The 24587-nt window shown below is 66.0% G+C and carries 24 protein-coding genes; 8 read left to right on the plus strand and 16 right to left on the minus strand.

Features of this window, described 5'->3' with window-relative positions; all coding sequences use genetic code 11:
* Positions 1–33: 33 nt before the first annotated feature.
* Complete coding sequence (locus DES47_RS06945; protein WP_133699957.1) at positions 34–405, plus strand: VOC family protein; 372 nt, start codon at positions 34–36, stop codon at positions 403–405.
* A gap of 88 nt (positions 406–493) precedes the next feature.
* Complete coding sequence (locus DES47_RS06950; protein ID WP_133699958.1) at positions 494–907, plus strand: D-Ala-D-Ala carboxypeptidase family metallohydrolase; 414 nt, start codon at positions 494–496, stop codon at positions 905–907.
* Here DES47_RS06950 and DES47_RS06955 read toward each other — a convergent pair.
* Complete coding sequence (locus DES47_RS06955; RefSeq protein ID WP_133699959.1) at positions 904–2169, minus strand: RNA polymerase sigma factor; 1266 nt, start codon at positions 2167–2169, stop codon at positions 904–906. The two genes, DES47_RS06950 and DES47_RS06955, sit on opposite strands and share 4 nt — an antisense overlap.
* 7 nt (positions 2170–2176) lie before the next feature.
* Positions 2177–2614, minus strand: a complete 438-nt coding sequence (locus tag DES47_RS06960; RefSeq protein ID WP_133699960.1) for a YciI family protein — start codon at positions 2612–2614, stop codon at positions 2177–2179.
* Positions 2615–2773: 159 nt separating this feature from the next.
* Between DES47_RS06960 and DES47_RS06965 the strand changes: the two genes are divergently transcribed.
* Positions 2774–4063, plus strand: a complete 1290-nt coding sequence (locus DES47_RS06965) for an aspartate carbamoyltransferase (protein WP_133699961.1) — start codon at positions 2774–2776, stop codon at positions 4061–4063.
* On the opposite strand, the gene DES47_RS06970 is transcribed toward DES47_RS06965, so the two are convergent.
* Positions 4064–4987, minus strand: coding sequence for a DMT family transporter (locus tag DES47_RS06970; protein WP_133699962.1), 924 nt, complete (start codon positions 4985–4987; stop codon positions 4064–4066).
* A gap of 86 nt (positions 4988–5073) precedes the next feature.
* On the opposite strand from DES47_RS06970, the gene DES47_RS06975 reads away from it, so the two are divergent.
* Entirely contained in the window at positions 5074–5940 is an 867-nt protein-coding gene (locus DES47_RS06975; protein WP_133699963.1) for a LysR family transcriptional regulator, read from the plus strand.
* A 9-nt stretch (positions 5941–5949) separates the two neighbouring features.
* On the opposite strand, the gene DES47_RS06980 is transcribed toward DES47_RS06975, so the two are convergent.
* Positions 5950–6828 carry a LysR family transcriptional regulator gene (locus tag DES47_RS06980; protein WP_133699964.1) on the minus strand — a complete coding sequence of 293 codons (879 nt, stop codon included), beginning with the start codon at positions 6826–6828 and terminating at the stop codon, positions 5950–5952.
* Positions 6829–6963: 135 nt separating this feature from the next.
* Between DES47_RS06980 and DES47_RS06985 the strand changes: the two genes are divergently transcribed.
* Positions 6964–7899, plus strand: coding sequence for a DMT family transporter (locus DES47_RS06985; RefSeq protein ID WP_133699965.1), 936 nt, complete (start codon positions 6964–6966; stop codon positions 7897–7899).
* Positions 7900–7901: 2 nt separating this feature from the next.
* Here DES47_RS06985 and DES47_RS06990 read toward each other — a convergent pair whose 3' ends face one another.
* From DES47_RS06990 to DES47_RS07030, 9 genes are all read right to left on the minus strand, one after another.
* On the minus strand, positions 7902–8945 hold the full coding sequence (locus DES47_RS06990; RefSeq protein WP_166651887.1) for a S1/P1 nuclease: 1044 nt from the start codon (positions 8943–8945) through the stop codon (positions 7902–7904).
* Positions 8946–8992: 47 nt separating this feature from the next.
* Positions 8993–10507 carry an ATP-binding protein gene (locus tag DES47_RS06995; RefSeq protein WP_133699967.1) on the minus strand — a complete coding sequence of 505 codons (1515 nt, stop codon included), beginning with the start codon at positions 10505–10507 and terminating at the stop codon, positions 8993–8995.
* Positions 10508–10514: 7 nt separating this feature from the next.
* Entirely contained in the window at positions 10515–10871 is a 357-nt protein-coding gene (locus tag DES47_RS07000; RefSeq protein WP_133699968.1) for a translation initiation factor Sui1, read from the minus strand.
* 9 nt (positions 10872–10880) lie between these two features.
* Positions 10881–11462, minus strand: coding sequence for a DUF2242 domain-containing protein (locus DES47_RS07005; protein ID WP_133699969.1), 582 nt, complete (start codon positions 11460–11462; stop codon positions 10881–10883).
* Positions 11463–11518: 56 nt separating this feature from the next.
* Positions 11519–14599: a ligand-binding sensor domain-containing diguanylate cyclase gene (locus tag DES47_RS07010; RefSeq protein ID WP_166651888.1), complete on the minus strand. Its 3081-nt coding sequence runs from the start codon at positions 14597–14599 to the stop codon at positions 11519–11521.
* Between the two features lie 144 nt (positions 14600–14743).
* A complete protein-coding gene (locus tag DES47_RS07015; protein ID WP_133699971.1) occupies positions 14744–15013 on the minus strand; it encodes a hypothetical protein in 270 nt (89 codons plus the stop codon).
* 122 nt (positions 15014–15135) lie between these two features.
* Positions 15136–15567 (minus strand): TIGR02391 family protein, encoded by a 432-nt coding sequence (locus tag DES47_RS07020; RefSeq protein ID WP_166651889.1) that lies wholly within the window; start codon positions 15565–15567, stop codon positions 15136–15138.
* Positions 15568–15619: 52 nt separating this feature from the next.
* Positions 15620–16210, minus strand: coding sequence for a mobile mystery protein B (locus DES47_RS07025; protein ID WP_133699973.1), 591 nt, complete (start codon positions 16208–16210; stop codon positions 15620–15622).
* Positions 16201–16662 carry a mobile mystery protein A gene (locus tag DES47_RS07030; RefSeq protein ID WP_133699974.1) on the minus strand — a complete coding sequence of 154 codons (462 nt, stop codon included), beginning with the start codon at positions 16660–16662 and terminating at the stop codon, positions 16201–16203. Before DES47_RS07030 ends, DES47_RS07025 begins: the two co-directional genes overlap by 10 nt.
* A 210-nt stretch (positions 16663–16872) precedes the next feature.
* Here DES47_RS07030 and DES47_RS29200 point away from each other — a divergent pair, with 210 nt between their 5' ends.
* The gene (locus DES47_RS29200) at positions 16873–17460 is read left to right on the plus strand and encodes a type I restriction-modification enzyme R subunit C-terminal domain-containing protein (RefSeq protein WP_243748201.1); all 588 of its coding nucleotides are present in this window, start codon (positions 16873–16875) and stop codon (positions 17458–17460) included.
* 73 nt (positions 17461–17533) lie between these two features.
* Here the strand turns inward: DES47_RS29200 and gyrB are convergent, their stop codons facing one another.
* From gyrB to dnaA, 3 genes are all read right to left on the minus strand, one after another.
* Entirely contained in the window at positions 17534–20029 is a 2496-nt protein-coding gene (gene gyrB, locus DES47_RS07040; RefSeq protein WP_133700770.1) for a DNA topoisomerase (ATP-hydrolyzing) subunit B, read from the minus strand.
* A 209-nt stretch (positions 20030–20238) separates the two neighbouring features.
* Positions 20239–21357 (minus strand): DNA polymerase III subunit beta, encoded by a 1119-nt coding sequence (gene dnaN / locus DES47_RS07045; protein ID WP_133699975.1) that lies wholly within the window; start codon positions 21355–21357, stop codon positions 20239–20241.
* An 832-nt stretch (positions 21358–22189) separates the two neighbouring features.
* The gene (gene dnaA, locus DES47_RS07050; protein WP_133699976.1) at positions 22190–23629 is read right to left on the minus strand and encodes a chromosomal replication initiator protein DnaA; all 1440 of its coding nucleotides are present in this window, start codon (positions 23627–23629) and stop codon (positions 22190–22192) included.
* Positions 23630–23939: 310 nt separating this feature from the next.
* Between dnaA and rpmH the strand changes: the two genes are divergently transcribed.
* Positions 23940–24074, plus strand: coding sequence for a 50S ribosomal protein L34 (rpmH, locus tag DES47_RS07055; protein WP_007834827.1), 135 nt, complete (start codon positions 23940–23942; stop codon positions 24072–24074).
* Between the two features lie 17 nt (positions 24075–24091).
* Complete coding sequence (locus DES47_RS07060) at positions 24092–24586, plus strand: ribonuclease P protein component (RefSeq protein WP_133699977.1); 495 nt, start codon at positions 24092–24094, stop codon at positions 24584–24586.
* The last annotated feature ends 1 nt before the right edge of the window (position 24587 follow it).

Here is a 24587-nt window from a genome sequence, read left to right on the forward strand (position 1 = left end):
TGCCACCACAACCCACCTTGTTGAAGGCACGCCATGACACACCCCAACTTCATCCTTCTCTACGTCAACAGCCCGGCCACGAGCGCCCATTTTTACAGCCGGCTGCTGGCCAAGCCGCCGGTCGAGGCATCGCCCACCTTTGCGTTGTTCGCGCTGGACTCCGGCCTGATGCTGGGCCTGTGGGCACGCCAGACGGTGGCGCCGGCTGCCAGCTGTACCGGCGGCGGCACCGAGCTGGCCTTCACGCTGGACTCGGTTCGAGCCGTCGATGCCTTGCACGAGCAGTGGTTGGCGCTCGGCCTGCCCATCCTGCAGGCGCCGACGGCCATGGACTTCGGCTACACCTTCACCGCCGCCGACCCTGATGGACACCGCCTGCGGGCGTTCGTGCCGCAGGGCCGATGATGCGCCCCGTCCCTAGAACGTAGGTCGCCGGCCGGGCCGATTTTGTGCAGACTGTGGCGCTCCGATCTCTTGCGAAGTGGAGCTTGCGATGGCCATCACTCTGAAGCAGTACTGGAAGAACCGCGACGTCGAGTACGCCAGTGAGTTGACCCCCGAGCTGCGGGCCCGCGCAACCGAGACGGTGCGTCGCGCCAACCTGCTGCTGGCGATCTACCACGCGGCCACCGGCAACACGGCGCCGGACAATGTGAACAGCGGCTGGCGACCACCCTCGGTCAATGCAGCGACGAAGAACGCGGCGAAGAACTCGCCCCATCTGACCTGCGAGGCGGTGGACCTGTCCGACGACGTCGAGGCGATCGACCAGTGGCTGGCCACGGCCGAGGGCCGCCAGGCCCTGATCGATTGCGACCTCTATGCCGAGGTCGCCAGCGCCACGCCGCGCTGGGCCCATGTGCAGACGCGCAAGACGGCCAGCGGCAACCGCATCTTCAAGCCTTAGCTCGCGTCGCAGCCGCGCGCGCGCTCCTGCAGCAGCGCGCGCTCGCGCACATTGCGGGTCAGCGATGCCGCGCGTTCGAACTCGGCCTGCGCCTCGACCCGCCGGCCCATCTTGAGCAGCAGATCGGCGCGCACCGCCGGCAGCAGGTGGTAGCCCTTCAGCAGTGGCTCGTGGCTCAGCGCATCGGCCAGCTCCAGGCCGGCGGCCGGGCCGTAGGCCATGCCAATGGCCACCGCGCGGTTCAGCGCAACCACCGGCGAGGGCTGCAGCTGGGCCAGGACGTCGTAGAGCGCAGCGATGCGCGGCCAGTCGGTCTGGTGGGCCGTGCCGGCCCGGGCATGACAGGCCGCGATCGCCGCCTGCAGCGCATAGGGGCCCAATGCGCCGTTGAGCCGCTCGGCACGGGCCAGTGCGGTCAGGCCGCGGCCTATCAGCAGATGGTCCCAGCGCGCGCGGTTCTGCTCCAGCAGCAGCACCGGCTGACCCTTGGCGCCGATCCGCGCCCGGGCCCGCGAGGCTTGCAGTTCCATCAGCGCGACCAGGCCGTGCACCTCGGGCTCCTGCTGCATCAGCTCGGCCAGGATGCGGCCCAGGCGTAGCGCTTCGTCGCACAGGGCCGGACGCATCCAGTCGCCGCCACCGGTCGCCGCATAGCCCTCGTTGAACACCAGGTAGATGACGGCCAGCACCGAGGCCAGGCGCTCGGGCAGCTCGGCCGCGCGAGGCACCTCGAACGGCACCTGCGCCGCAGCCAGGCTGCGCTTGGCGCGCACGATGCGCTGCGCCACCGTGGCCTCGGGCAGCAGAAAGGCGCGGGCGATCTCGTCGGTGGTCAGGCCGCCGAGCAGCCTCAACGTGAGCGCCACGCGGGCCTCGGGCGCCAGGATCGGATGGCAGGCGGTGAACACCAGGCGCAGCAGATCGTCGCCGATGTCATCCTCCAGCGCCGCGTCGAAGGCCGGCTCGAAGGCCTCGCCGTGGATCTCCAGATCGCGGCCTATCTCCTCATGCTTGGCGGCCAGCAGCTGCACGCGCCGCAAGTGATCCAACGCGCGGTTCTTCGCCGCGGCGGTGAGCCAGGCACCGGGCTTGTCCGGCACGCCCTTCTGGGGCCATTGCTCCAGCGCGGTGACGAGCACGTCCTGCGCCAGCTCTTCGGCCACGCCGACATCGCGCACCATGCGCGCGACCACGGCAATGATCTTGGCCGACTCGATGCGCCAGACGGCGTCGATCGCGCGGTGGGTGGCTTCCAAGGTCATCGGCGACTCAGCGCTGCTTGGCCTGCTGTTCGACTTCTGCTCGCAGCATGTCCTCCTGCTCGCGCAGCTCCGGCGTGAACTCGGCGCCGAAGTCCTCGGCCTCGAAGACCTGGCGCAGCTCCAGTTCGGCAGCGCCATGGCCGTCGATGGCCGGCCAGCGCTTGACCCACTCGATCGCCTCTTCGCGGGACTTGACCTGGATCATCGTGAAGCCGGCGATCAACTCCTTGGTCTCGGCGAACGGACCATCGATCAAGGTCGGCTTGCCGCCTGAGAACTTCACCCGCAGGCCCTTGGCGCTGGGATGCAGGCCCTCACCGGCCAGCATCACGCCGGCGCGGACCATCTCCTCGTTGTATTTCATCATCTCGGTCAGCAGCTGTTCACTGGGCATGACGCCGGCCTCGGTCTCGGCATCGGCCTTGCGGATGATCATGAAGCGCATCTGGAAATCTCCGTTATGTTGAGGTTGTGAGGAGAAGGGCGGTCGGCCTCTCGCTCTGCAACCACGACGATCCGCGCGCCGCGAAATCGACACGGAGCGCCCACAGTCGCCAAATTCTCGCATTGCACAGCACTACGCAATGCGTATACACTGCCGGCCATGGAAATCGCCCAGCAAGCCCTTTTGCGCGACGCCATGCGACGCCTCAACCTCACCCGCGACGGCCTGGCCGAGCGCATAGGCGCCCGGCGTCGGGCACTGGATACCTGGATCTTGCCCAGCGACTCAAGCGAATTCAGGGCGATGCCCGAGGTGGCGAGACGCTTTGTGCTGGAGATCATGAGCCGGGCGGCGACCGAAGCCGAACAAACGCAAAGCGTATACACCGACGAAAATCCACCGCTCACCACCTTCGGCCCCGGCCGCCATCTGCTGTCGGTCGAGCAGTTCAGCCGCGACGCGGTCGAGGACCTGTTCCACCTCGCCGACGTAATGCAGCCGATCGCCCGCCGCCAGAAGACCACCCGCGTGCTTGAGGGCGCCGTGCTGGCCAATCTGTTCTTCGAAGCCAGCACGCGCACCCGGGTCAGCTTCGGCGCGGCCTTCTGCCGGCTCGGCGGCTCGGTCTGCGACACCACCGGCTTCACCTTCTCGTCGATGGCCAAGGGCGAATCGATCTACGACACCAGCCGCGTGATCAGCGGCTATGTGGACGCCATCGTCGTGCGCCACCCCGAGCAGGGCTCGGTGGCCGAGTTCGCGCAGGCAACGAACGTGCCGGTCGTCAACGGCGGCGACGGCCCGGGCGAGCATCCCAGCCAGGCGCTCTTGGACCTGTACACGATACAGCGCGAGTTCTCGCGCCTGGGCAAGCTGGTCGACGGCGCCCACATCGCGCTGGTCGGCGATCTGAAATACGGCCGCACCGTGCATTCGCTGATCAAGCTGCTGGCGCTGTACCGCGGGCTGCGTTTCACCTTGGTGTCACCGGCGTCGCTGCAGATGCCCACGGCCATCACCGACCGGGTCAGCCGCCAGGGCCATCGGGTCGAGGTGGTGCATGCGCTTGGCGAGCAGCTGCGAGGCGCCGACGTCGTCTATGCCACGCGAATCCAGAAGGAGCGGCTGACCGGCGAGGCGATCGAGGCGGAAGCCCCGGCCCTGCAGATCAATCTGGCGGCCGTGCATGCCTGGTGCAAGCCGGACGTGGTGATCATGCATCCGCTGCCGCGCGACAGCCGGCCCGGCGCGCATGACCTGGGCACCGATCTGAACCACGACCCGCGGCTGGCCATCTTCCGCCAGACCGATAACGGCATTCCGGTGCGCATGGCGATCTTCGCGACGCTGCTGGGTGTCGGCTCGCTGGTGCCCCATGCGATGCGCGACGTGGCCTGGACGCCGCCGTCACGGATAGGCCCGGACGACAGCCCCACGCACAGCTACTGATCAACGAGCGGCTGGGCGACGCAGGGACAGCAGCGCCGCGCCCATCAGCGCAATGCCCAGCAGCTGCAGCGGGCTCTGCGCGTGACCGTAGACCCCCCAGTCGATCAGCACCGCCGCCGCCGGATAGACGAACTGCAGCAGCGCCACGCGCGAGGTCGGCAGCCGCGCCATGCCGGCATACAGCAGCACATAGGCCAGGCCGGTGTGGATGATGCCCAGGCCCGCCAGCCAGCCCCAGGCCGGGCCCATCGCCGGCCAGCCGTGCAGCAGCGGCCAGCCGCTCAGCAACACGGTGCCAACCAGGCACTGCCACCAGGCCAGCGCGAATGAGCTGATGCCCCGGGCCAGCTTGACGATCAGACCCATGCTGGCATAGCACAGCGCACCGGCCAAGCACATCAGCAGTCCGATGGCATAACTTTTATCGTACGTGCCTGATGAGGCATCACCTTCCAGCAATCCGGTGGCCAAGGTCAGCCCTGCCAGCGCCAGCAGCACGGCGGCTATCTGCAGCCGCGTGATGCGCTCGCGCAGCCACCAGGCGCCCAACAGCATCAGCCACAGCGGGTGCACATGGACCACCACCGTCGCCACGCCTATCGAGGTGCGCGAGATCGCCGCGAAGAACAGCGCCCAGTTGGCCAGTATCAGCAGGCTGGCCGCCAAGGCCGCCAGCAGCGCCCGCCCGCGCAGGCGCAACTCGCCGAGCCGGCCCGTCGCCGCGCCCCAGACCATCAGCGCCAGCAGCCCGAAGGCGCAGCGGAACCAGACGGTGGTCAGCGGGTCCTGGCCGGCCTCCTCGACGAACACGCCTATCGTGGCCAGCAACAGGCCGCAGGCCACCATCAACCACAGGCCTTGGCGTTCTTCAGCGGCAGCCCCTGCCGCAGCAGGGAGGGGATGGGTGGTCAGTGCATTGCTCATGCCCTCACTGTGCGCAAACGCCAACCACCCGTAAAGCGCATAGTTTTGACGCTTACCATTCGCTAATCGAATGAATGGAGAAGCCCATGCAATCCGCCGATCTGCAACTCGACTGGTTGCGCGCCTTTGTGGCCGTCGTCGATGCCGGCTCGCTCACCGCCGCTGCGCCGCACGTGCACCGCTCGCAATCGGCCTTGAGCATGCAGCTGAAGAAGTTGGAAGACGCGATCGGCCGCCCGGTGCTGACGCGCGGCCCGCGCCATCTGGAGCTGACCGTCACCGGCATCGAGCTGCTGGGGCCGGCCCGCCGCATGCTGGAGCTGCACACCGAGGCGCTGGCTATTCTCCACGGCCCCGAGATCGCCGGCCGCATCAATCTGGGCGTGCCCGATGACTATGCGGCCAGCTACCTGACGCCGGTGCTGCGCAGCTTTGCCACGCGGCACGCCGGCGTCGAGATCACCCTGGTCTGCGAGCAGTCGACCTCGCTGATACCCAAGGTCACGCGCGGCGAGCTGGACCTGGCCCTGATCAGCCGCGACCGGCCGCAGCGCGGCACGCTGCTGTTCCGCGAGCCGCTGGTCTGGGTCGGCGCCGCCCAGCACGAGGCCTGGCGCCGCAACCCGCTGCCGGTGGCCATCTACGAGAGCGGCAGCCGTGCCCGCCGCGATGCCCTGGCCGCGCTGACGGCACAGCGCCGTACCCACCGCGTCGTCTACAACAGCGCCAGCCTGGCCGGCCAGCTGGCCGCCGTCGAAAGCGGCCTGGCCGTGGCGGCGCTGACCCGCTGCAGCGTGCCGCCGGGCCTGCAGATACTGGGCGCCAAGCACGAGCTGCCGGCCCTGCCGTCGATGGAGGTGGCGGTGCTGCGCAGCAAGGCCTCGCAGCGCATGCCGGCGGTGGACGCGATGCACGAGCAGATGTTGCGCACGCTGCGGAAGGCCGGCGACTGAGGCCGATGCTCAGGCCCAGACCTCCAGCACCGTGTCGCGCACCGCGGCCAGGGCCGGGTCGGGCAGCTGCTTGACCGGCGCCATCCAGCACAGCCAGGTGTGGGCGCGCCAGCCGGGCCAGATGACCAGCTCGCCGGCGCGCTCGGCCGCCTGCGCCTGGTCGAGCCGCATCAGCCCGGCGCCCAGGCCGCTGGCCACCATGCCGCGCACGGCGCCCTCGGTATCGGCCATCGCGCCATGGGGGAAGGGCTGGCCGGCCTCGCGGAACAAGGCCTCCTGCTGCAGGCGCAGCCCGCATTCGGGCGAGTTGCTGACCCAGGGCAGACGAGCCAGCGCTTCAAGGGACTCGGGCAGACCGGCCGCGGCCTGGCGGCGGGTCAGCGTCACGGCCAGGTCGATGACGGTGAGCCGGCGCAACTCCATGCCCTCGACCTGCTCCTGGGCGCTCATCAGATAGGCGCAGTCCAGGTCGCCGCGGCGCAGTGCCGCCTGCGTGCGCAGCGATAGGTTTTGCTGCAGCTGCAGCATCACCTGCGGATGGCGCTCGGCCAGGCGCACCATCACCTCGCCCAGGCGCAGCGCCACCGGGTCGCTGACCGTGCCCATGCGCACCTGGCCGCTGAGCTCGCCGCGCAGCTGTGCCGCGGCGGCGCGCATGCGCTGTGCAGCGTCCACCGTGCGGCGGGCCTCGAGCAGCAGGCTGTCGCCGGCCTCGGTCAGCGCCATGCCCCTGGAGGTGCGGTCGAACAGCTTGACGCCCAGCTCGTCCTCCAGCGCCTTCACCTGCGCGCTGACGGCCGGCACGCTGGTGAACACGCGCTCGGCGGCGCGGGTCAGGTTGCGCTCCTGGGCCACGGCGATGAAGGTGGTCAGTTGGTACAGCTCCATGGCGCCGATTGTGCCGCCCCACCCCGCCGCCCGCGTCTCGAATTTCGGAACGCCGCGCTCCGTGCAAACGAATGGACCGGGCGCCTGCCCGTGCCGACACTTTGCCCATCATTGGCTCTTCTCAAGGCGGCTCTGATGCCCACCCCCTTTGCCCTGCTTGCCATCGCGGCTCTGCTGTTCGCCACCATGGCCTGGTCCAGTCTGTTCTTCATCGGTCAATCCTTGCTGGGCGTGCTCGATCCGGTCTGGTTCACCACCCTGCGCTACACCCTGGCCACCCTGGGCCTGCTGGCCCTGGTGCAGTTGTTCGGCCACACGCCCTGGCGCAAGCTGGTGCTGCATGCGCGCCGGCTGACCGGCTTCGGCCTGGCCGGCTATGGCGCGTTCAGCCTCCTGGTCTTCATCGGCCTGGCCCATTCGCTGCCGGCGCATGGCGCGGTGATCATGGCCACCATTCCGCTGAGCGCGCTGCTGGTGCGTTGGGCGCTGGATGGCATCCGCCCGGCGCCCCGCGCCCTGGCCGCGGCCCTGGTGGCATTCACCGGCGTGGCGCTGGTGGCCGGGCTGTTTGGCGGCGCGGGCGCAGCAGACAAGGCCGCATCGTCGGTGCTGCTCGGTGATCTGCTGACCTTGAGCGGCACGCTGGGCTGGGTGTTCTACACCCGCGGCGCCGCCAGCCTGCCCGAACTCAGCGCGCTGGAGTACACGGCGCTGACGGCCGTGGCCTCGCTGCCCTGGCTGCTGCTGTTCGCCGCGGCCGCCAGCCTGGCCCATCTGGCCACGCCGCCCACGCTGGCCGCGCTGGGCCCGGTATGGCCCAAGCTGCTCTACATCGCCGCCGTGCCCACGGTGGCCGCGGCGCTGGCCTTCAACTTCGGCGTGCGCCGGCTGGGCGCGCCCAGCGGCACGTTGTTCCTGAATTTCGTGCCGGTGTCGGCGCTGGTGATCAGCGCGGCGCTGGGCAGCTGGCCGCGCCCGCACGAGTTGGGCGGCGCCCTGCTGGTGGGCGCGGCGTTGTGGCTGAACGCGTCTTCGTCAGCATCGAAGCCGGCCCGCCAGGCGGCGGCCTGAACTCAGGGCCAGATGGCCTGCAGCAACTGGGCCAGCCGGGCGCCGCCTTTGGCCAGCTGCATGCGCGTCAGCGCCAGCGAGCGGGCGTCGTAGTCGGCCGGCAGTGTCGCAATCCAGCGCGAGCCGCGCAGCGTCTGCGCACGCGGGCTGTAGCTGATGCCATCGAACACCTGGGCCGTCACCCGCACCGTGTCGCTGGCCCAGGCCACGGTCCAGTCGGCGCTGGGGCCGGGGCTGGAGGGCAGCGCGCGGGCCTCGTTGTTCAAGGCCTGCAGTTCCGCGGCACTGAGCCTTGCCGGTGCGTTGTCCCAATAGGCGTGCAGATTGCCGGTGGGCATCAAGGTAATCGCATTGCCGCCCACCGTGTGCGTGGCCGGGTCGATGGCCCCGGTGCCCGGGTCCACCACCTTGCCCTCACCGTCCAGGTACAGCGAGCCCACATGCAGCGGCTGGTGCAGATCACCGAGCAGGTGCAGCAGCACCAGCAAGGCCTCGCGCTCGTTGCCGAAGCGGAACGGCGCTGGTGACGGCCCACCCTTCAGCACAGCCACCGCCGCATTGATGCCCAGCACCAGATCCTGCGGCCCGGTGCCCGGGGCACCGGCGACGTAGCGACCGCTCTGCAGCGGCGGGTTGGTGTAGTGGTACTGCTTGTGGCAGGACTCTTCGCCCGGTTTGGGCTTGCAGTCCATGTCGTTGCGCCGCACATAGTCGCCCATGCGCACCAGCTCGGCCGGGTCGCTCTCCAGCACCGCGCATTCCGGGTAGCGGCCGGCATTGGCATACTTGAAATCGTTCGCGGGGTCTATGCTCTTCACGCAATCGGCCCAGACCGCCGCGTCGCGCATCGCCGTCGTGCCAAGCACGCGCTTGAGCTCGGTCTCGGCCCGGCTGCCCTTGAGCAGGCCCATCGCCACCTCGCCGATGGCCGAGTGCCCGGCGGCGCCAAAGGCCTGGGCCTGGGTGGCGAGCAGAACGCCCAGCAGCGCGGCGGTGAGGGTCTTGATGGCAGCACGCGGGCTGAGCCTGAGGCTGCCGCAATTCACCAAAAGGTGAATAACATGGCTGCTAAGCCGTTGATTTATATATGATTTCATTTTCTTCCTGCGTTGTTATCTTCGAGCGCGGATAACAAACTCAGCTCCGCATCGGCCCCGTTCGGCTTGGTATAGGCCATATTGCGTTTCGCCCGACCGGGCAGCGAAACCAGCAAGCCCTGTTCGCGCCAGGAGATCAGCAGCTTGGAGGCCTTGAGGGTGTCCACCCGGGCGATCCGCACCACATCTCCATTGGCGATGGAGCCATTCCGGTCTATCCAGTCGCTCACCTCATCCCAGGCACTCGGTCGTTTCGAATTGAACAGCGTGACGGTCACGCTCTCCACCGCCGACTCGGTGTTTTGCCGGTACTGGGGTGGATACAACTCGGCCTGCGCCATCTCCGCAAACATCATGCGTACGTCCTCGCCCGCATCGATATTCGGTGCCACCGGAAACTCACGCAGATTGCTGGCAATCAGCGGGTTTCGTGCCTTGGAGCCTGTCTTGGCTATATTGCTCGGGGTGATGCTGCCAGGCAGCAGGCCGGGGCTCTCGACCTCGACGCGGTCATCGAAAATGCGCACGAAGATGTCGCGATTCAGCCGGTAGTCCCGGTGGATGACGGCATTCACGATGGCTTCCTTGATCACCCGCTCTGGATAGGCGTGCAGCGTCCTGAAGCCGCTATGGCTCACGGTCAGCCCCTGCGCGAGCTCATCAAGAACCAGACGCACAGTTCCATCGATCTGGTCAATCAAGGGCCCTCGGACGGTCTTGGCCACCTTGCGCAGATTGGGTGTTGCTGCAGAGGACAACTGCTTGCCGTCGTACACCATCACGCGCACATCCGCCCGGGTGTCATGCGCCGCCAGCAGGCTGCCGGGCTCGTCCGCAAACAGCAGCACGGCGGCTCGGCGTGGCCGCACCACTCCATCCACCTCTTCCGCCAGACCGATACGCAGCAACTGACTGGCAAAACTCCCCGTCAGCGGCCCACGGGCTTCGGCAAAACGCGCCCAGGCGCTTGTCTGCAAGCGCTCCAGTGATATGGGCACCGGCTCACTGCTGGCGCTGCGTTCGCCTCGGCGGTACGACAGCTCGGTGATCTCGCCGGCACTCATGCTGCGGTTGCTGGCATCGAGCCGCACGTAGGTGCCACTGTTGACGATGGAATGAACTCGGGCGCTTCGCTCCACATTGATCAATAGCAGGTGGCCTGCCTTCCCCTTGGCCGCGCCGTTATGCAGGCTGCAACTCAGGCGCATCAGGCGAACATTGCCAAGGTCCGGCACGAACTCGGTCAGAAGCTTGCGTTGCAGCTCATCAACGGCTTCAGGGTTCTCTTCAACGCCAAAAATCCGTGCCGTGCCCTGGAACTCTTTCAGATCGGCCATGCCCAGTACAAGGGTGCCACCATCGGTGTTGGCAAAGGCGCAGAGCGTCTCGAGCGCCTTGCCCACCATCTTGCCGCTCACTCGCTTGAATTCGAGGTGTCGGGTCTCGGCGTGCGAGGTCAGGGTCCGAATCAGGGCCAGGCTGGCGGACGCCGAAAATTCGGTGGGCGTCATGAGGTGCCTAACCCCCCGCCTGCTTGGCCTTCCAGCCCGCCTGCGCCAGCAGGGCCAGCAGCTTGGGCACGTGGTCGCCCTGGATCTCGATCACGCCGTCCTTGACTGTGCCGCCGGTGCCGCAGCCGCTTTTGAGCTTCTTGCCCAGGGTCTGCAGCGCGGCATCGTCCAGCGGCAGGCCCTTGACCACGGTCACGACCTTGCCGCCGCGACCCTTGCTGTCGCGTGAGACGCGCACCACGCCGTCGCCAGCGGGCCGGGGCGGCGACTTGCTGCAGGCGCATTGCGCGACCGGTTGACCGCAGCCGGGGCACAGCCGGCCGGTGTCGGTGGAATAGACGGGGCGGGAATTGGCGGTACTCATGCTTCTTGCTTACTCGCTCTCGGCCTGGCCGCGCAGCTGGCGGTGCATCAGCGCAAAGAAGCGGTCATAGAACTCGCCGGCCGGTATCGTCTCGGAGGCCACCTTGACCAGCGAGTCCTGCGACGATGACAGCGGCAGCGAGATCGAGCCGATGGCGCTCAGGCCGACGCTGGTCGAGTTCGGGCTTTTCTTCAGCGCATAGCGGTCCTGCTGGGCGCTGACATAGGCGGTGGCGACCTCGCCGTTGCGGCCCTCGGGCACGCAGACCACATTGAAGGCGATCTCCACATGCACCTCGCCCTCGGGCTGGAAGCGCTTGGCCCCCTTGACCAGGCCCTCGGTAGCGCTGGCGATCACATAGCCCTGGCTCAAGAGCGCACGACGGGCCGCCTCGCAGGTCTGGGCCACGGTGCCGTCGAACAGCCGCGAGAAGGTCTCGTCGGCATGGAAGCGTTCGCTTTGATAGACCGAGGTCTTGCGGGTGACCGCACTGGGGCTGCTGCTGCACGCCGCGAGCCAAGCCACGAGGCCCAGGCACATGGTGGCAGTGGCCAGACGCAGGGGCCAGCGAGGCGGCTTCGGTTTGGGCATGGCTCCAGGCGATGAGAACGGGGAACGAGGGCGCATTATCCCGTGTGACAGCCGTCCTAGGTCTCGGTTCCCTGGCCGGCCGCCTTGGCCACGCCGACGCGCACCGTCATCCGGCTCTCGTTCTGCCAGTCATTCAGATCGCGCGGCGCCTCGCTGGGCGTCAGGCCATTGGCCTTGACGGCGCCCACATAGCCGTCGCGCCCCCGGGCCTTGGCGGCGTAGAGGGCCGAGTCGGCCAGGCCCAGGCTGGCCTGCCATTCCCAGGCCCGGGGTTGCTGCGGATCGAGCGGATAGGCAACAAAGCCTATCGAGGTGGTGACGCTCAGCGACTGGCCGCCACCGATATCGAAGGGCTGACCGCGCACGGCGGCGCACACGCGGGCGGCCAGCTCGGCGGCGTCATCGCGGCTGGTTTCGCGCACCAGCACCAGCAGCTCCTCGCCACCCCAGCGCACCAGCGAGTCGGTCTCGCGGAACACCCGGCGCAGGCGCTCGGCCAGCTGCACCAGCACGGCATCGCCGGCCGCATGGCCGTGGGCATCGTTGACGCGCTTGAAGTGGTCCAGGTCCAGCAGCATCAGCACAAGATCGCTGTCGGGGCCGGGCAGCTCGCCTGATTCGAAGCGGCGCAGGCACAGATGCAGGTCATCCGGCAGACGCAGCTCCAGATAGCGGCGGTTGCGCAGGCCGGTCAGCGAATCGGTCAGGCTGGCCTCGCGCAACTCAGCCGTGCGCTCGTCCACCAGCGCCTGCAGCTCGACCTCGCGGCGGCGCAGCTGGCGGGTACGCCAGCGCACCCAGGCCCAGATCGCCAGCAGGCCCAGGCCCACGCCCGCCACCTGCGCCCACAAGGTCTGCCACCAGGCGGGCAACTGCTGGATGGGCAGTTCGAGCTGGGCCGCACTCCACAGCTCCTGATGCGGCGTGGCGCGCACCTGCAACGTATAGCGGCCCGGCTTGAGCGGGCCGAAGCGCGGGCTGCGCGAGCTGGCGTCGGCGTTGGTCCAGTCGGTGTCCAGGCCCTGCAACCGGTACTGGTAGCGCAACCGGCCAGGGTCCGCATAGTCGAGGCCGGCAAACTCCACCGCCAGACTGCGCGTGCCGGCCGGCAGTTGCAGGCCTTGCTGCAGCGCCGGGGCCTGGTAGGGCTGGCCGTTGACGCGCAGCGTGCTGATCACCAGCGGCATCGTGATAGCCGCCGGGGCAAAGGCCTGCGGCTCAATCCGCAGCAGACCGCGGCTGCCGCCGAACAGCAGGCCGCCACCGGGCAGCTCGGTGCTGGCAAAGAACCAGAAGCTGCCGAACGATGCCCCCTCGGCGGCACCGAAGCTGTCCACCCGGTCGGTCTTGGGGTCATAGACAGCTAGCTGGCTCCAGACGCGGCCCTGGGCGTCTTCATGCAGATTGCCGCCGAACACGCCCTCCATGCCATGACGCTCGCCGATGCGGTCGAAACGGGCACGGCCCTGGGCATCCCAGCCGCGCAAGCGATGCAGGCCGGCGGCTGGGGTGTCGGCCCAGAGCGTGCCGTCGCGCGCCAGCAGCAGGGCCAGCACGGCCGGACTGCCCAAGGTCTCGGTCGGCGCCTGCGGCACGGCCTGCAGACTTCCCTCGCGCTCGCGGAACAGACCTTGCTGGCCTCCCACCCAGAGCGCATGGCTGCCGGGCTCTTCGATCAGGGCATAGACACCGCCGTGCAAGGGCGTGCCGCCCGTCGGATGCACCCGCTCCAGCGCCGGGGCCTCGGGGCCGGCCAGGCGGTAAAGCCCTTCCTGCATGCCCAGCCAGACCTCGCCGCTGGCGCGCAGCAAGAGGCGCTGTGCCCGGCCGCCATCCATCGGCCAGTCACGCAGCAATCGGCCCGTGCTGGCGCGGTGCTCCAGCCGTCCGCCACCGGCCATCCACAGGCTGCCGTCGGGCGCCTCGGCCAGCGACTCGACCACGCTGCTGCGCTCGCGCGGCCAGACCCCCAGCGTGGCCAAGCCCTGGCCCGGGCGGCCGTCCAGGCGCACCACGCGACCGGTCTGCGTGGGTGCAAGCACCTCGCCATTCTTCAAGGCCAGCAGCGCGCGCACATCGATCTCGGCCAAGGGACTGGCCTGGTTCGTATCGGCGCCGCGCACGGCCAGCGCCGGGTGGTACTGATGGCGCTGCAGGCCCAGGCCGTAGCCGGTCACCCACATCGCACCACCTTGGTCGCGCAGCAGGCCGCTGATGTCGTTGCCGGCCAGGCCCGCCAGGCGGCGCGGGTCATGGCGCAGCCGGGCCTCGATCTCGCCGCTGGCCGTGTTCACCCACAGCAGGCCGCTCTTGGTGCCCACCCAGAGCCGCCCGTCACCCGCTTCGGCGAGGGCCTGCACCGGTGTCTTCAGATCGGGCTGAACCCAGCGCACGCTGTCCTGCTCGACGACGCCCAGCCGCCCATCCTGCGTGCCCAGCCACAAGCGGCCGTCCCGCCCCTCAGCCAGCGCCAACACCGGTGCGCCTTGATCCAGGCCCGGCAGCGGCAGGGACTCCCAGACACCGGCACGCAGCCTTGAAAGCCCGCGCCAGTGGCCGGCCCAGACCGTGCCCTTGGCGCCCACGCACAAGGCCAGCACACGGCTCTCGGGCTCACCCTGCCAGCGCAGATCCTGTGGCTCGAAACGGCGCGTGCCCGGCGTGTAGCGATGCAGGCCCTGCCCGAGCGTGCCCACCCAGACAGTGCCGCTTTCGTCTTCGGCCAGCGCACGAATCGGCGCATGCGGCCCGGCCTCACCCTTGGCGCTGCCATGCGACTCGAGGCGATCCTGCCCGGGGTCGTAAGCCTTCAGGCCCAGAAACTCGGTGCCAATCCACATCCGCCCGTCGCGGGCGGAGCTCAGCGCCCGCACCCAGCCCAGATTGCGCTGGGTGTTGGTCTCACCCGCCTGCTCGATAGGCCGCAGGCGGTAGCCGTCATAGCGCGTGAGCCCACGGCTCGTGGCTACCCAGATGAAGCCGGCGCGGTCCTGGGCCAGCGTCGGGACGGTGTTTTGAGGGACGGCGACGCTACGGAACTGCACCTCCAGCGCCTCGGCCACCGGGGCCGCCAGCGCTGCAGCGGCGCCAAACAACAGGAAGAACAGGCAGGCCAGGCTGCGGAAAGAGGAACGCATGGGACAAATCGTAAGGAACGACCCGAAGCGTACCGGGCTTGGCAGGCCGGCATCAACGATAAAACGTGCAGTTGTTCCGGGTGAGGCGCTGCTTCTCCGTTTTCGCGGCCCCATTGGCGCAGGCCGGCCCCGCTGCGGTGTTCTTCAGTTGAAGGTCGGGCCCTTTTCCGGCGGCCGGCTACGATCCATCTCGCGTGCGCCCGCCGCATCGGTGCGACGCAGCAGCCGCTCGGTGGTCTTGCGCGGCAGACGACTGCCGGTGAGCGTCTCCTCCTCAACCTTGCCGTCAGCCACGGCCACCGAGGTTCCGGCATCGACGGCTGACGAGGTCGGCTCGGGCGCAGCGCAGGCCCCGAGCAGGGCAGGCAAGGCCGCAGCGAGGGCACAGGCCAGGATGTTGAAAGGGCGCTTCATGGGCAGTTCTCCCTGCGGATATGGTGAGTGTCAAGCATATACGGGTTCGAGCTGCGGCCGGGGCTTGACCATCCTACGGATATTTGCTGGTCGGCGTGGGCACGCTCCTGCGAATATCGATGTCACCGTGGCTTTCCTTGCGCCTTGTCGTTGCTTCCAAGAGCTTGGTCGTCGTCTCCTGGTGGCCGCCGAACTGCCGCAACTTCTAGCGGATACAGCAGGTTCAGGAGCAAAAACTGCTGGAGCAATTCATGACCTGACGTGTCCAATTCCTTGTGAGCCCGGGGATTGCGAAAGGCGCCATAGGCTCCTGTGAACAGTTGCGCCCGGCCGGCGTGCTCTCCGGCACTCAGTCCCTCCCAGTGCAGTTGAGAACGATCCCCGCTAAAGCTAAAGGCTGTAGCAATGGCCCTTCCCTCGGGGGCATCCCTGTCCAGCTTGGCGCGAACCAGATCCTCCAGTCGTCGAAAGCCGGTCAGCACCGCGTGATCGGCATTGCCCTCGAAGTTCTTCGCCAAATCCAGCAGCCGCGGATCGAGCAGCCCCCATGGCATGCACGCAGGCAGCCTGAGCTGTGGGGGAGTCTTGTCTTCGGCCAGGGGCTGTTCAACTGCGGACGAACGCCAACAGCAGCTGATAGTCGCCCTGGTCCGCGGAGCGCAGGGCCGCCAAGTACCTCGCACGCACATCATTTGCCGCGACCAGGTTGCCGCCACTGCCCCAGGAAAACGCCGGTTGGCCCAGGCTGCGAACCAGTGCGTCGGTCATCATGCGGGCATGCCTCCCGTTGCCGTTGGGAAACGGATGAATCCAGACCAGGTCGCGATGAAAGCGCGCGCCGATTTCATCAAGCGGGAATGTGGAGTTGTCGATCCACCATCGGGTGTTATCGAACAGGTTCTTGAGCCGTACCGCCACCTGCGTCCAGTCGCAGCCGATGTTCTTGTCCGACTTGCGAAACGTGCCCGCCCATGCCCAGGTCTTGCCGAACATCTGCTTATGCAACTCTCGACAGAACCCCTCGCTGAGCACGTCCGGCGAGCGCACCCTTTTCAGCCAGCGCACGGCACGCAGGATGTTCTCCTGCTCCCAGTCGTTCAATTCTCCTTGCGTGGTCAAGTGTTCGGGGATGAGCCCCGCCTTCTCGTCGGGGTCCAGTGGCGTCTGGCCCTCATGCTCCTCGAGGGCTATCGCCATAGGTCTGACCAGCGGCCGCGAAGTAGTTCTTCGGTCCTGCGCTCCACCTGCTTGCGTAGCCGTTCGGCGCCCGGGCGCTGCTCTTCCAGGCTCATGGTGTGGGCCACGCCCCCGACTTCTTCCATGGCGATCGCGCGGGCGCGTTCCTGGATCACGTCCGTGAGCGGGCGCCGGGGAACCAGGGCGTAGACCAGTTCGCAGTCCAGCCCGTCGGCGAGCTTGCGCAACTGCCCGAGTGTGATGCGGTCATCCGCTTCGGACTGTTCGGACTTGTGCAGCGTCGAACCCGTGATGCCCAGTCGCTGAGCCTGCTGGCGCTCTGTGCGCCCCAAGGCTTCCCGGATGAGCTTCAACCACCCACGAGGCGGGGCCTGCCGCTTCACCAAGTCCGCATAGCTGGACAGAGTGGCTTGCAACTGCTCAAGTCGGAGTTGGTTTAGTTCAGGCGACATTGCTAGCTTATAGGCTGATTTTCATAGTAATGATGATAGCCTATAGTGAATCATAAATCGCCATTCAGCTTTTTTATAATGAAGCAAATTAGGCATTTATGCTTCATAAAAATGAAGCGGATTGCAGAGTTTTGCTGCCTCATGGTGAAGCGGTATGTCATTGGCGTGACTCGCGAAACGGCGCCCATTTGAAGGCCGTTCTGCGTTCTGTTGAACCGGCCTGACTCCTCGGTCACCAACCAGCTCCGCCCCAGTGTTGAGGCCGGAGGGACGGAGCCTCTCATCCTTGAAGCCAAGAGCCAGGGCCTTGGCCTCTTCATCCGCTCGCTGGTCGGACTGGACCGTGAGGCCGCGACGCAGGCTTTCGGCGATTTCATCAACAGCACTGCCGCCACCGCAAATCAGATTGAGTTCGTCAACCTCATCGTCCAGGAACTCACCCAGACTGGGGTGATGGAGTCAGACCGACTGTTCCAGTCTCCGTTTACTGACCTGAATGCGCAGGGGCCGCTAGCCTTGTTTCCGCCCGCCAGGGTCACTCGATTGGTAGAGAGGTTCTTGCAGAAATTAGAGAGCGGGCGGTGGCATAGCGAGGTGCCCCCTCAAAAGCAGCTCGCGCTTCGTTGGTCCAGGCGTGAGGCGTTCGATGCCGAGCACGCGATTGAACTGGCGCAGTGCGAGGAGTCGGCGCTGCCCTTCGACGAGCGCGCTCAAGCCGCTCGCGAGGTCGGGACAGCGCATGCAAGGGGCCCAAACCTCACCACTCTGGGCAGACCTGGAGTCGATAGTCAGGGTTGATTCTTGGAGAACGCCCAATAAGTTTCTCAACTTATGGGGCTCACTTTCTCAGCTTATGAGGTCGCCAAGAAGATCAAACGTCAATATTCGCCGCCCTCAGCGCATTCTGCTCAATGAAGTTCCGGCGCGGCTCGACTTCGTCGCCCATCAGCATGGTGAACACGCGGTCGGCTTCGATGGCGTCGTCGATCTGCACGCGCAGCAGGCGGCGCACGGTCGGGTCCATCGTGGTTTCCCAGAGCTGGCTGGGGTTCATTTCGCCCAGTCCCTTGTAGCGCTGGCGGCCGACCGAGTTTTCGGCCACGGCCATCAGCCAGTCCATGGCGGCGCGGAAGTCATTGACCTTGGCTTCCTTGGCCTTCTCGCCGTCGCCCTTGCGGATGGTGGCGTCGGCGCCCAACAGGCCCTTGAAGGTCTTGCCGGCGCTGGACAGCACCTCGTAGTCGGCGCCGTGCACGAAGTCGGCGGTGATGACGCTGCTCTTGGTGTTGCCGTGCTGCTTGCGGCTGATGCGCAGGTAATGCTTGTCGGTGCGGGCGTCGAACTCGGCGGTGACCTCGGCCTGGTGCAACGCACCAACCATGGCCAGGGCCGAGACTTCGGCCTGTTCCTTGGTGTCGAGGTTCAGCTCCAGGCCGGTGGCCAGCACGCGCAGCGCCTCGAAGTCCATCCAGTTGCTCAGGCGCTTGATGACGTTCTCGGCCATCACGTACTGGCGTGCCAAGGTTTCCAGCGCATCGCCCTGCAGCACATCGCTGCCGATGCCGGTGATCAGCTGCGCGTCCTTCAGCGCCACGCGCAGCAGATAGGCGTCGAGCTCATGGCCGTCCTTCAGGTACTGCTCTTCCTTGCCGAGCTTGACCTTGTACAGCGGCGGCTGGGCGATGTAGATATGGCCGCGCTCCACCAGCTCGGGCATCTGGCGATAGAAGAAGGTCAAGAGCAGCGTGCGGATGTGGGCGCCGTCAACGTCCGCGTCGGTCATGATGATGATGCGGTGGTAGCGCAGCTTGTCCGGGTTGAAGTCATCACCCCCGGCGCCGCGGCCGATGCCGGTACCTAACGCCGTGATGAGCGTGAGGATTTCATTGCTGGTCAAGAGCTTCTCGTAGCGCGCGCGTTCGACGTTCAGGATCTTGCCGCGCAGCGGCAGGATGGCCTGGAACTTGCGATCGCGGCCCTGCTTGGCGGAGCCGCCGGCGGAGTCTCCCTCGACGATGTAGATCTCGCACAGCGCCGGGTCTTTCTCCTGGCAGTCGGCCAGCTTGCCGGGCAGGCCCAGGCCGTCGAGCACGCCCTTGCGGCGCGTCATCTCTCTAGCCTTGCGGGCGGCTTCGCGGGCACGGGCGGCGTCGAGGATCTTGCCGCAGATGATCTTGGCGTCGATCGGGTTCTCGAGCAGGAAGTCGGTCAGCAAGCGGCTGACGATGTCTTCCACCGGGGCACGCACCTCGCTCGACACCAGCTTGTCCTTGGTCTGGCTGCTGAACTTGGGCTCGGGCACCTTGACGCTGACCACGCAGGCCAGGCCTTCGCGCATATCGTCGCCGGCGACCTCGACCTTGGCCTTCTTGGCCAGCTCGTTGTCGGTGATGTACTTGTTCAGCACCCGGGTCATGGCGGCGCGCAGGCCGGTCAGGTGGGTGCCGCCGTCACGCTGCGGGATATTGTTGGTGAAGCAGAGCACCGACTCGTTGTAGCCGTCGTTCCACTGCATCGCCACTTCGACGCTGATGTTGGTGTTCTGCTCACTGACCTTCTCGCCCGCGGCGTGGAAGATGTTCGGGTTCAGTATCGACTTGCCCTTGTTGATGAACTCGACAAAGCCCTTCACGCCACCGGCATAGGCGAAGTTGTCTTCCTTGCCGTTGCGCTCGTCGACCAGGCGGATCTTCACGCCGTTGTTCAGGAAGCTCAGCTCGCGCAGGCGCTTGGCCAGCACGTCGTAGTGGAAGTCGATATTGGTGAAGATGGTTTCGTCGGGCAGGAAGTGCACCTCGGTGCCGCGCTTCTCGGTGTCGCCGGTGATACGCAACGGGCTGGTCTCGAAGCCGTCGCGCACCTCGATCAGGCGGTCCTGCGGGAAGCCCTGGCGGAACTCCATCTGGTGGACCTTGCCCTCGCGGCGTATGGTCAGGCGCAGAAACTTCGACAGCGCGTTGACGCAGCTCACACCCACGCCGTGCAGGCCACCCGAGACCTTGTAGCTGTTCTGGTTGAACTTGCCGCCGGCATGCAACTCGGTCAGTGCAATCTCGGCCGCCGAGCGCTTGGGCTCATGCTTGTCGTCCATCTTCACGCCGGTGGGAATGCCGCGGCCGTTGTCGATCACGGAGATCGAGTTGTCACTGTGGATGGTGACAATGATGTCGTCACAGTGGCCGGCCAGGGCCTCGTCGATCGAGTTGTCCACCACCTCGAACACCAGGTGGTGCAGGCCGGTACCGTCCGACGTGTCGCCGATGTACATGCCCGGGCGCTTGCGCACCGCCTCCAGCCCTTCCAGGATCTGGATGCTGCCTTCGCCATAGGCCTCGGATGCTTCCGAGCCGGTGGAGATGGGCTGCATCGCCTGGTTGCCCTGGGTCACGCTGACGCCGTTTTCCACGCCGGCATTGTTTTCGGGGTTGGGGATGGGGCTGGTCGGTTCACTCATCGGGCATTACTCACTGGTATCTCGCGAATTTCGCGCCGGGGTGCCAGGTTTTGACACCCCCTTTAAAAACGCTGAAGCGGGCACGCGGCCCGCTGAAGTCAATCACTGCAAATCAGAGCGCACTAAATGCGCATCGGCATCACGACGTATTTGAAGCCCGGCATTTCGGGCACGGTGAACAGTGCGCTGGAGTTCGAGTCATGCAACTCGATGCGCACCATGTCATGGCTGTTGTTCGACAAGGCGTCCATCAGATAGGTGACGTTGAAGCCGATCTCGATCAGCTCGGCGTCGTAATCGATCTCGATCTCTTCCTTGGCCTCTTCCTGCTCGGCATTGCTCGAAGCGATGCGCAACACGCCCGGTTCGAAGCTCAGGCGCACGGCCTTGAACTTTTCGCTGGTCAGGATGGCGGCACGCTGCAGGCTGGACAGCAGCGTCGTGCGGCCCAGGATCACATGGTGCTTGTGGTTCTTGGGGATGACGCGGTTGTAGTCGGGGAACTTGCCCTCGACCAGCTTGGTGACGAACTCCATGCCGCTGAACGAGAACTTGGCCTGGTTGCCGGCAAAGCGCATCTCGATCGGGGCGTCGGCACCGTCTTTCTCGTCCTTCAGCAGGCGCATCAGCTCCAGCACCGTCTTGCGCGGCAGGATGACTTCCTGCTTGGGCATGTCTTCCTCGAGCGTGGCCTGGGCCAGGGCGAGGCGGTGGCCGTCGGTGGCGACGAGCGTCAGGCTCTTGCCTTCGGCGACGAACAGAATGCCGTTCAGGTAGTAGCGGATGTCATGCACCGCCATCGCGAAGTGCACCTGGTTGATCAGGGCCTTCAAGGTCTTCTGCGGCACGCTGAACGAGGGGCCGAAGTCGGCCGTCTCTTGCACCAGCGGGAAGTCGTCGGCCGGCAGGCTCTGCAAGGTGAAGCGGCTCTTGCCGCCCTGCAGCGTCAGCTTGCTGGCCGCGGCGGACAGCGATACCACCTGGTCGGCGGGCATGGACCGTAGGATGTCGATCAGCTTGCGCGCACCGACGGTGGTCGAGAAGTTGCCGGCATCGCCATCGAACTCGGCGCTGGTGCGCACCTGGATTTCCAGGTCGCTGGTGGTGAATTCGAGCTGCGAACCGGTCTTGCGTATCAGCACATTGGCGAGGATGGGCAAGGTGTGGCGGCGCTCAACAATGCCAGCCACCGCTTGCAAGGCACCCAGCACTTTGTCCTGCGCTGCTTTCAACACGATCATGTCGTCAACCTCATCGTCAATGAATTGTTCTCTTTCGAGCGTCCTTGCCATCGCTTTGTCATCGGCCGCTCCGGCGCAACAGCGCATTTTCGCTCACTCGGGGCCAGCCCCGTTCCCCTGAAAACCAAGGGGTCGGTTCTTGATCCGGTCAGCCGATCCGTCGCCAGCGGCACCCCGTATTGTCGCCTGTTGTGAGGCATTGCTGCCACAAGCGTTTGCTCAGGCCCGTGGGCGGGTGCAACAGCCGATTTTTGACTTGTCCTCTATGACTTCTTGAATTGGGTTTTAGAAGGTAGTCGTATTGGTAGAGCAGGACTCTGTCTGTGGACAAGTACCTTATTGCCTACGGCCGCAAGCACTTAGCCGGCTTCAAACCATGTGGGCGGTGCACCTGATTGAAGTCTGCCCCACAGACAACAACTTGAGATTCCGGTCTTGGCCTGTGGATAAGCCTCCAGTTGTTCAATATTTGTCCACAGCCTTGTGCCTTGACGGGTTTGGAACTGTTCTGTTGTTTGGCCCTGCTTCAATTTCAGGCAAATTCAAAAGGCGTGAATTTTTTTGCCCGACTTACCATCAATACAGAGTTGAAGATTAAAAGGTAGTCGTAATAGTAGAGGGCGCTGCTTTATGTGGACAAGGTCAGAAACCTAAATGATGACAAGCACTTGCAGCGCTTCAAACCATGTGGGCGATGCCCTGTTCAAGCTAGCTCCCGACATACAACAACTCTGGGATTGGCCGGTCGCCTGTGGATAAGTGATCAGTTATTCAAAACCTGTCCACAGGTTTGTGCTTTGACAGCGGCCCAGGAATGCCCCAGGCGGGAAACTCAACCCTTGAGGGTTTGCTCCAGCACGTGGAGCTGCTGATTGAGCTCGGTGTTCTTGCTGCGCTCGCCGCCGATCTTGCGCACGGCGTGCAAGACGGTTGTGTGGTCGCGGCCTCCGAACAGCTCGCCGATCTCGGGCAGGCTCTTCTGCGTCAGCTCCTTGGCCAGGTACATGGCAATCTGGCGCGGGCGGGCAATGCTGGCCGGGCGCTTCTTGCTGTACATGTCGGCGACCTTGATCTTGTAGAAGTCGGCCACGGTCTTCTGGATGTTCTCCACCGAGATCTGCCGGTTCTGTATCGACAGCAGGTCCTTCAGCGCCTCGCGGGCCAGCGCGATATTGATTTCCTTGTGGCTGAAGCGGCTGTAGGCCAGCACCTTGCGCAGCGCGCCCTCGAGCTCGCGCACATTGGCGCGCACGTTCTTGGCGATGAAGAAGGCCACGTCCTCGGGCATGGCCGTGCCCTCGGCGTCCGACTTGCGTATCAGGATGGCCACGCGCATTTCCAGCTCGGGCGGCTCGATGGCCACTGTCAGGCCGGCGTCGAAGCGGCTGGTCAGGCGCTCGTCGATGTCCACCAATCCCTTCGGATAGGTGTCGCTGGTCATGATGATGTGGGCCTTCTTGGCCAGCAGCGCTTCGAAGGCGTTGAAGAACTCCTCCTGCGTGCGGTCCTTACCGGCGAAGAACTGCACGTCATCGATCAGCAGCAGGTCCAGCGAGTGGTACTTGGCCTTCAGCTCATCGAAGGTCTTGCGCTGGTAGTTCTTCACCACATCGCTGATGAACTGCTCGGCGTGCAGGTAGAGCACGCGGGCGTCGGGCTTGTCGCGCAGCAGCGCGTTGCCCACGGCGTGTATCAGATGGGTCTTGCCGAGGCCGACGCCGCCATAGATGAACAGCGGGTTGTACATCACGCCCGGCGCACCGGCCACGTGCAGCGCGGCGGTGCGCGCCATCTGGTTGGCGCGGCCCGGCACCAGGGTGTCGAAGGTCAAGGCGGTGTTCAGGCGGTGGCGTGACACCGGGGGCGGCGCCACGTTGGGTGCCGGGCTGCTGATCTGCGGCGAAGTCGAGGCTCTCATGCCGTTTTGCAGCACCTGGCCGGCCTGTACCGGCTGGCCCGGCAGGATGATGGCGCTGCCCGAACTGCCTGCGCTGGGCGTGTGGGCCAGGGTATCGCGCGGGGCGAGTGCCAGCTCCAGCCGCACCGGCTTGCCGGCCAGTTCGGTCAGGATGGCCTCGATGCGGCCGGCGTACTGGCTGCGTATCCAGTCCAGCTTGAAACGGTTGGGCACGCGCAGCGACACGACAGCGCCGTCGCCGCCGGCATCCGACACCTCTGCGGGGGGCAAAGGACGGATCCAGGTGTTGAATTGTTGTTCGGGCAATTCGGTGGCGAGCCGTTCGCAGCCACGTTGCCAGAGATCTACGCTCATTGTGGAAAACTTGTTCTCAGAGCGGCTGGATTGTACGTTGCCGCGGGACTTGTACGTAAGTTATCCACAGATTTATGCCAGGGGTCAATCCCCCGCAAAGCCTTGGTCTGTGGTGTAAGTCATTGACGGATAAGGAGGTTTTTGGTGTAATGCTCGGTTTCCCGGACGCTTGCATAGCGCCTGGGCAAAGAGTCGATACCCAAGCAAGACCCCAGCGGCGCTGAAGACAGGTGTTCTGTCCGGCCACCCGCACCCCGACAAGCTAATCACTGTTTCTCGGGTTTTAGACAGGCTCCATAGAGGAACCATCATGAAACGCACCTACCAAGCTTCCAAAGTCCGCCGCGCCCGCACCCATGGCTTCCTGGTCCGCATGAAGACCCGCGGTGGCCGCGCGGTCATCAATGCCCGCCGCGCCAAGGGCCGCAAGCGTCTGGCCGTCTGAGTCGGAACCCGCGTCAAATGATCGGCCGCATCGTGCGATCGGCCGACTTTGAGCGTGTGCTGGGTGCTCCCAGCCGAGCGCGCAGCAGTCATTTCGTGGTCCATCATCTGGCCGCGAATCCCACAACACCGAAAAAGCCCGCGAAGTGCTCGCCCACTGTTGAGTTATCAACAGGTGCCGGTGACCCGCAGGCGGTGGCTGTGGATGACTCCTCTCCTGCCATGGCAAAAACCATCGTCCCGGCCGCTCCGAGTGGAGCCTGGCTGGGCACGGTCGTGCCCAAACGGCATGCCAAACGCTCGGTCACCCGCTCGCTGCTGAAGCGGCACATCCATGCTGCCTTTGCCGGGCAGGAAGCGCTGCTGCCCGCAGGCCTGTGGGTGGTGCGTCTGCGCGCGCCGTTCGACCGCAAGCAGTTCAAGAGCGCCGCGTCCGAGGCCCTGCATCTGGCCGCCCGCGAAGAGCTGGCGCTGCTGATGACGCGTGTGCTCGGCGCTGCCCCGCGCCGCTGAC

This window comes from Roseateles toxinivorans, from assembly GCF_004362525.1.
Taxonomy (GTDB): domain Bacteria; phylum Pseudomonadota; class Gammaproteobacteria; order Burkholderiales; family Burkholderiaceae_C; genus Paucibacter; species Paucibacter toxinivorans.

Bases quoted from the DNA above. Each gene is read 5' to 3' on its own strand.
- DES47_RS06945 (WP_133699957.1), top strand. From the start codon at position 34: ATGACACACCCCAACTTCATCCTTCTCTACGTCAACAGCCCGGCCACG.
- DES47_RS06950 (WP_133699958.1), top strand. From the start codon at position 494: ATGGCCATCACTCTGAAGCAGTACTGGAAGAACCGCGACGTCGAGTAC.
- DES47_RS06955 (WP_133699959.1), bottom strand. From the start codon at position 2,169: ATGACCTTGGAAGCCACCCACCGCGCGATCGACGCCGTCTGGCGCATC.
- DES47_RS06960 (WP_133699960.1), bottom strand. From the start codon at position 2,614: ATGCGCTTCATGATCATCCGCAAGGCCGATGCCGAGACCGAGGCCGGC.
- DES47_RS06965 (WP_133699961.1), top strand. From the start codon at position 2,774: ATGGAAATCGCCCAGCAAGCCCTTTTGCGCGACGCCATGCGACGCCTC.
- DES47_RS06970 (WP_133699962.1), bottom strand. From the start codon at position 4,987: ATGAGCAATGCACTGACCACCCATCCCCTCCCTGCTGCGGCAGGGGCT.
- DES47_RS06975 (WP_133699963.1), top strand. From the start codon at position 5,074: ATGCAATCCGCCGATCTGCAACTCGACTGGTTGCGCGCCTTTGTGGCC.
- DES47_RS06980 (WP_133699964.1), bottom strand. From the start codon at position 6,828: ATGGAGCTGTACCAACTGACCACCTTCATCGCCGTGGCCCAGGAGCGC.
- DES47_RS06985 (WP_133699965.1), top strand. From the start codon at position 6,964: ATGCCCACCCCCTTTGCCCTGCTTGCCATCGCGGCTCTGCTGTTCGCC.
- DES47_RS06995 (WP_133699967.1), bottom strand. From the start codon at position 10,507: ATGACGCCCACCGAATTTTCGGCGTCCGCCAGCCTGGCCCTGATTCGG.
- DES47_RS07000 (WP_133699968.1), bottom strand. From the start codon at position 10,871: ATGAGTACCGCCAATTCCCGCCCCGTCTATTCCACCGACACCGGCCGG.
- DES47_RS07005 (WP_133699969.1), bottom strand. From the start codon at position 11,462: ATGCCCAAACCGAAGCCGCCTCGCTGGCCCCTGCGTCTGGCCACTGCC.
- DES47_RS07010 (WP_166651888.1), bottom strand. From the start codon at position 14,599: ATGCGTTCCTCTTTCCGCAGCCTGGCCTGCCTGTTCTTCCTGTTGTTT.
- DES47_RS07015 (WP_133699971.1), bottom strand. From the start codon at position 15,013: ATGAAGCGCCCTTTCAACATCCTGGCCTGTGCCCTCGCTGCGGCCTTG.
- DES47_RS07020 (WP_166651889.1), bottom strand. From the start codon at position 15,567: ATGCCATGGGGGCTGCTCGATCCGCGGCTGCTGGATTTGGCGAAGAAC.
- DES47_RS07025 (WP_133699973.1), bottom strand. From the start codon at position 16,210: ATGGCGATAGCCCTCGAGGAGCATGAGGGCCAGACGCCACTGGACCCC.
- DES47_RS07030 (WP_133699974.1), bottom strand. From the start codon at position 16,662: ATGTCGCCTGAACTAAACCAACTCCGACTTGAGCAGTTGCAAGCCACT.
- gyrB (WP_133700770.1), bottom strand. From the start codon at position 20,029: ATGCAGCCCATCTCCACCGGCTCGGAAGCATCCGAGGCCTATGGCGAA.
- dnaN (WP_133699975.1), bottom strand. From the start codon at position 21,357: ATGATCGTGTTGAAAGCAGCGCAGGACAAAGTGCTGGGTGCCTTGCAA.
- dnaA (WP_133699976.1), bottom strand. From the start codon at position 23,629: ATGAGCGTAGATCTCTGGCAACGTGGCTGCGAACGGCTCGCCACCGAA.
- rpmH (WP_007834827.1), top strand. From the start codon at position 23,940: ATGAAACGCACCTACCAAGCTTCCAAAGTCCGCCGCGCCCGCACCCAT.
- DES47_RS07060 (WP_133699977.1), top strand. From the start codon at position 24,092: ATGATCGGCCGCATCGTGCGATCGGCCGACTTTGAGCGTGTGCTGGGT.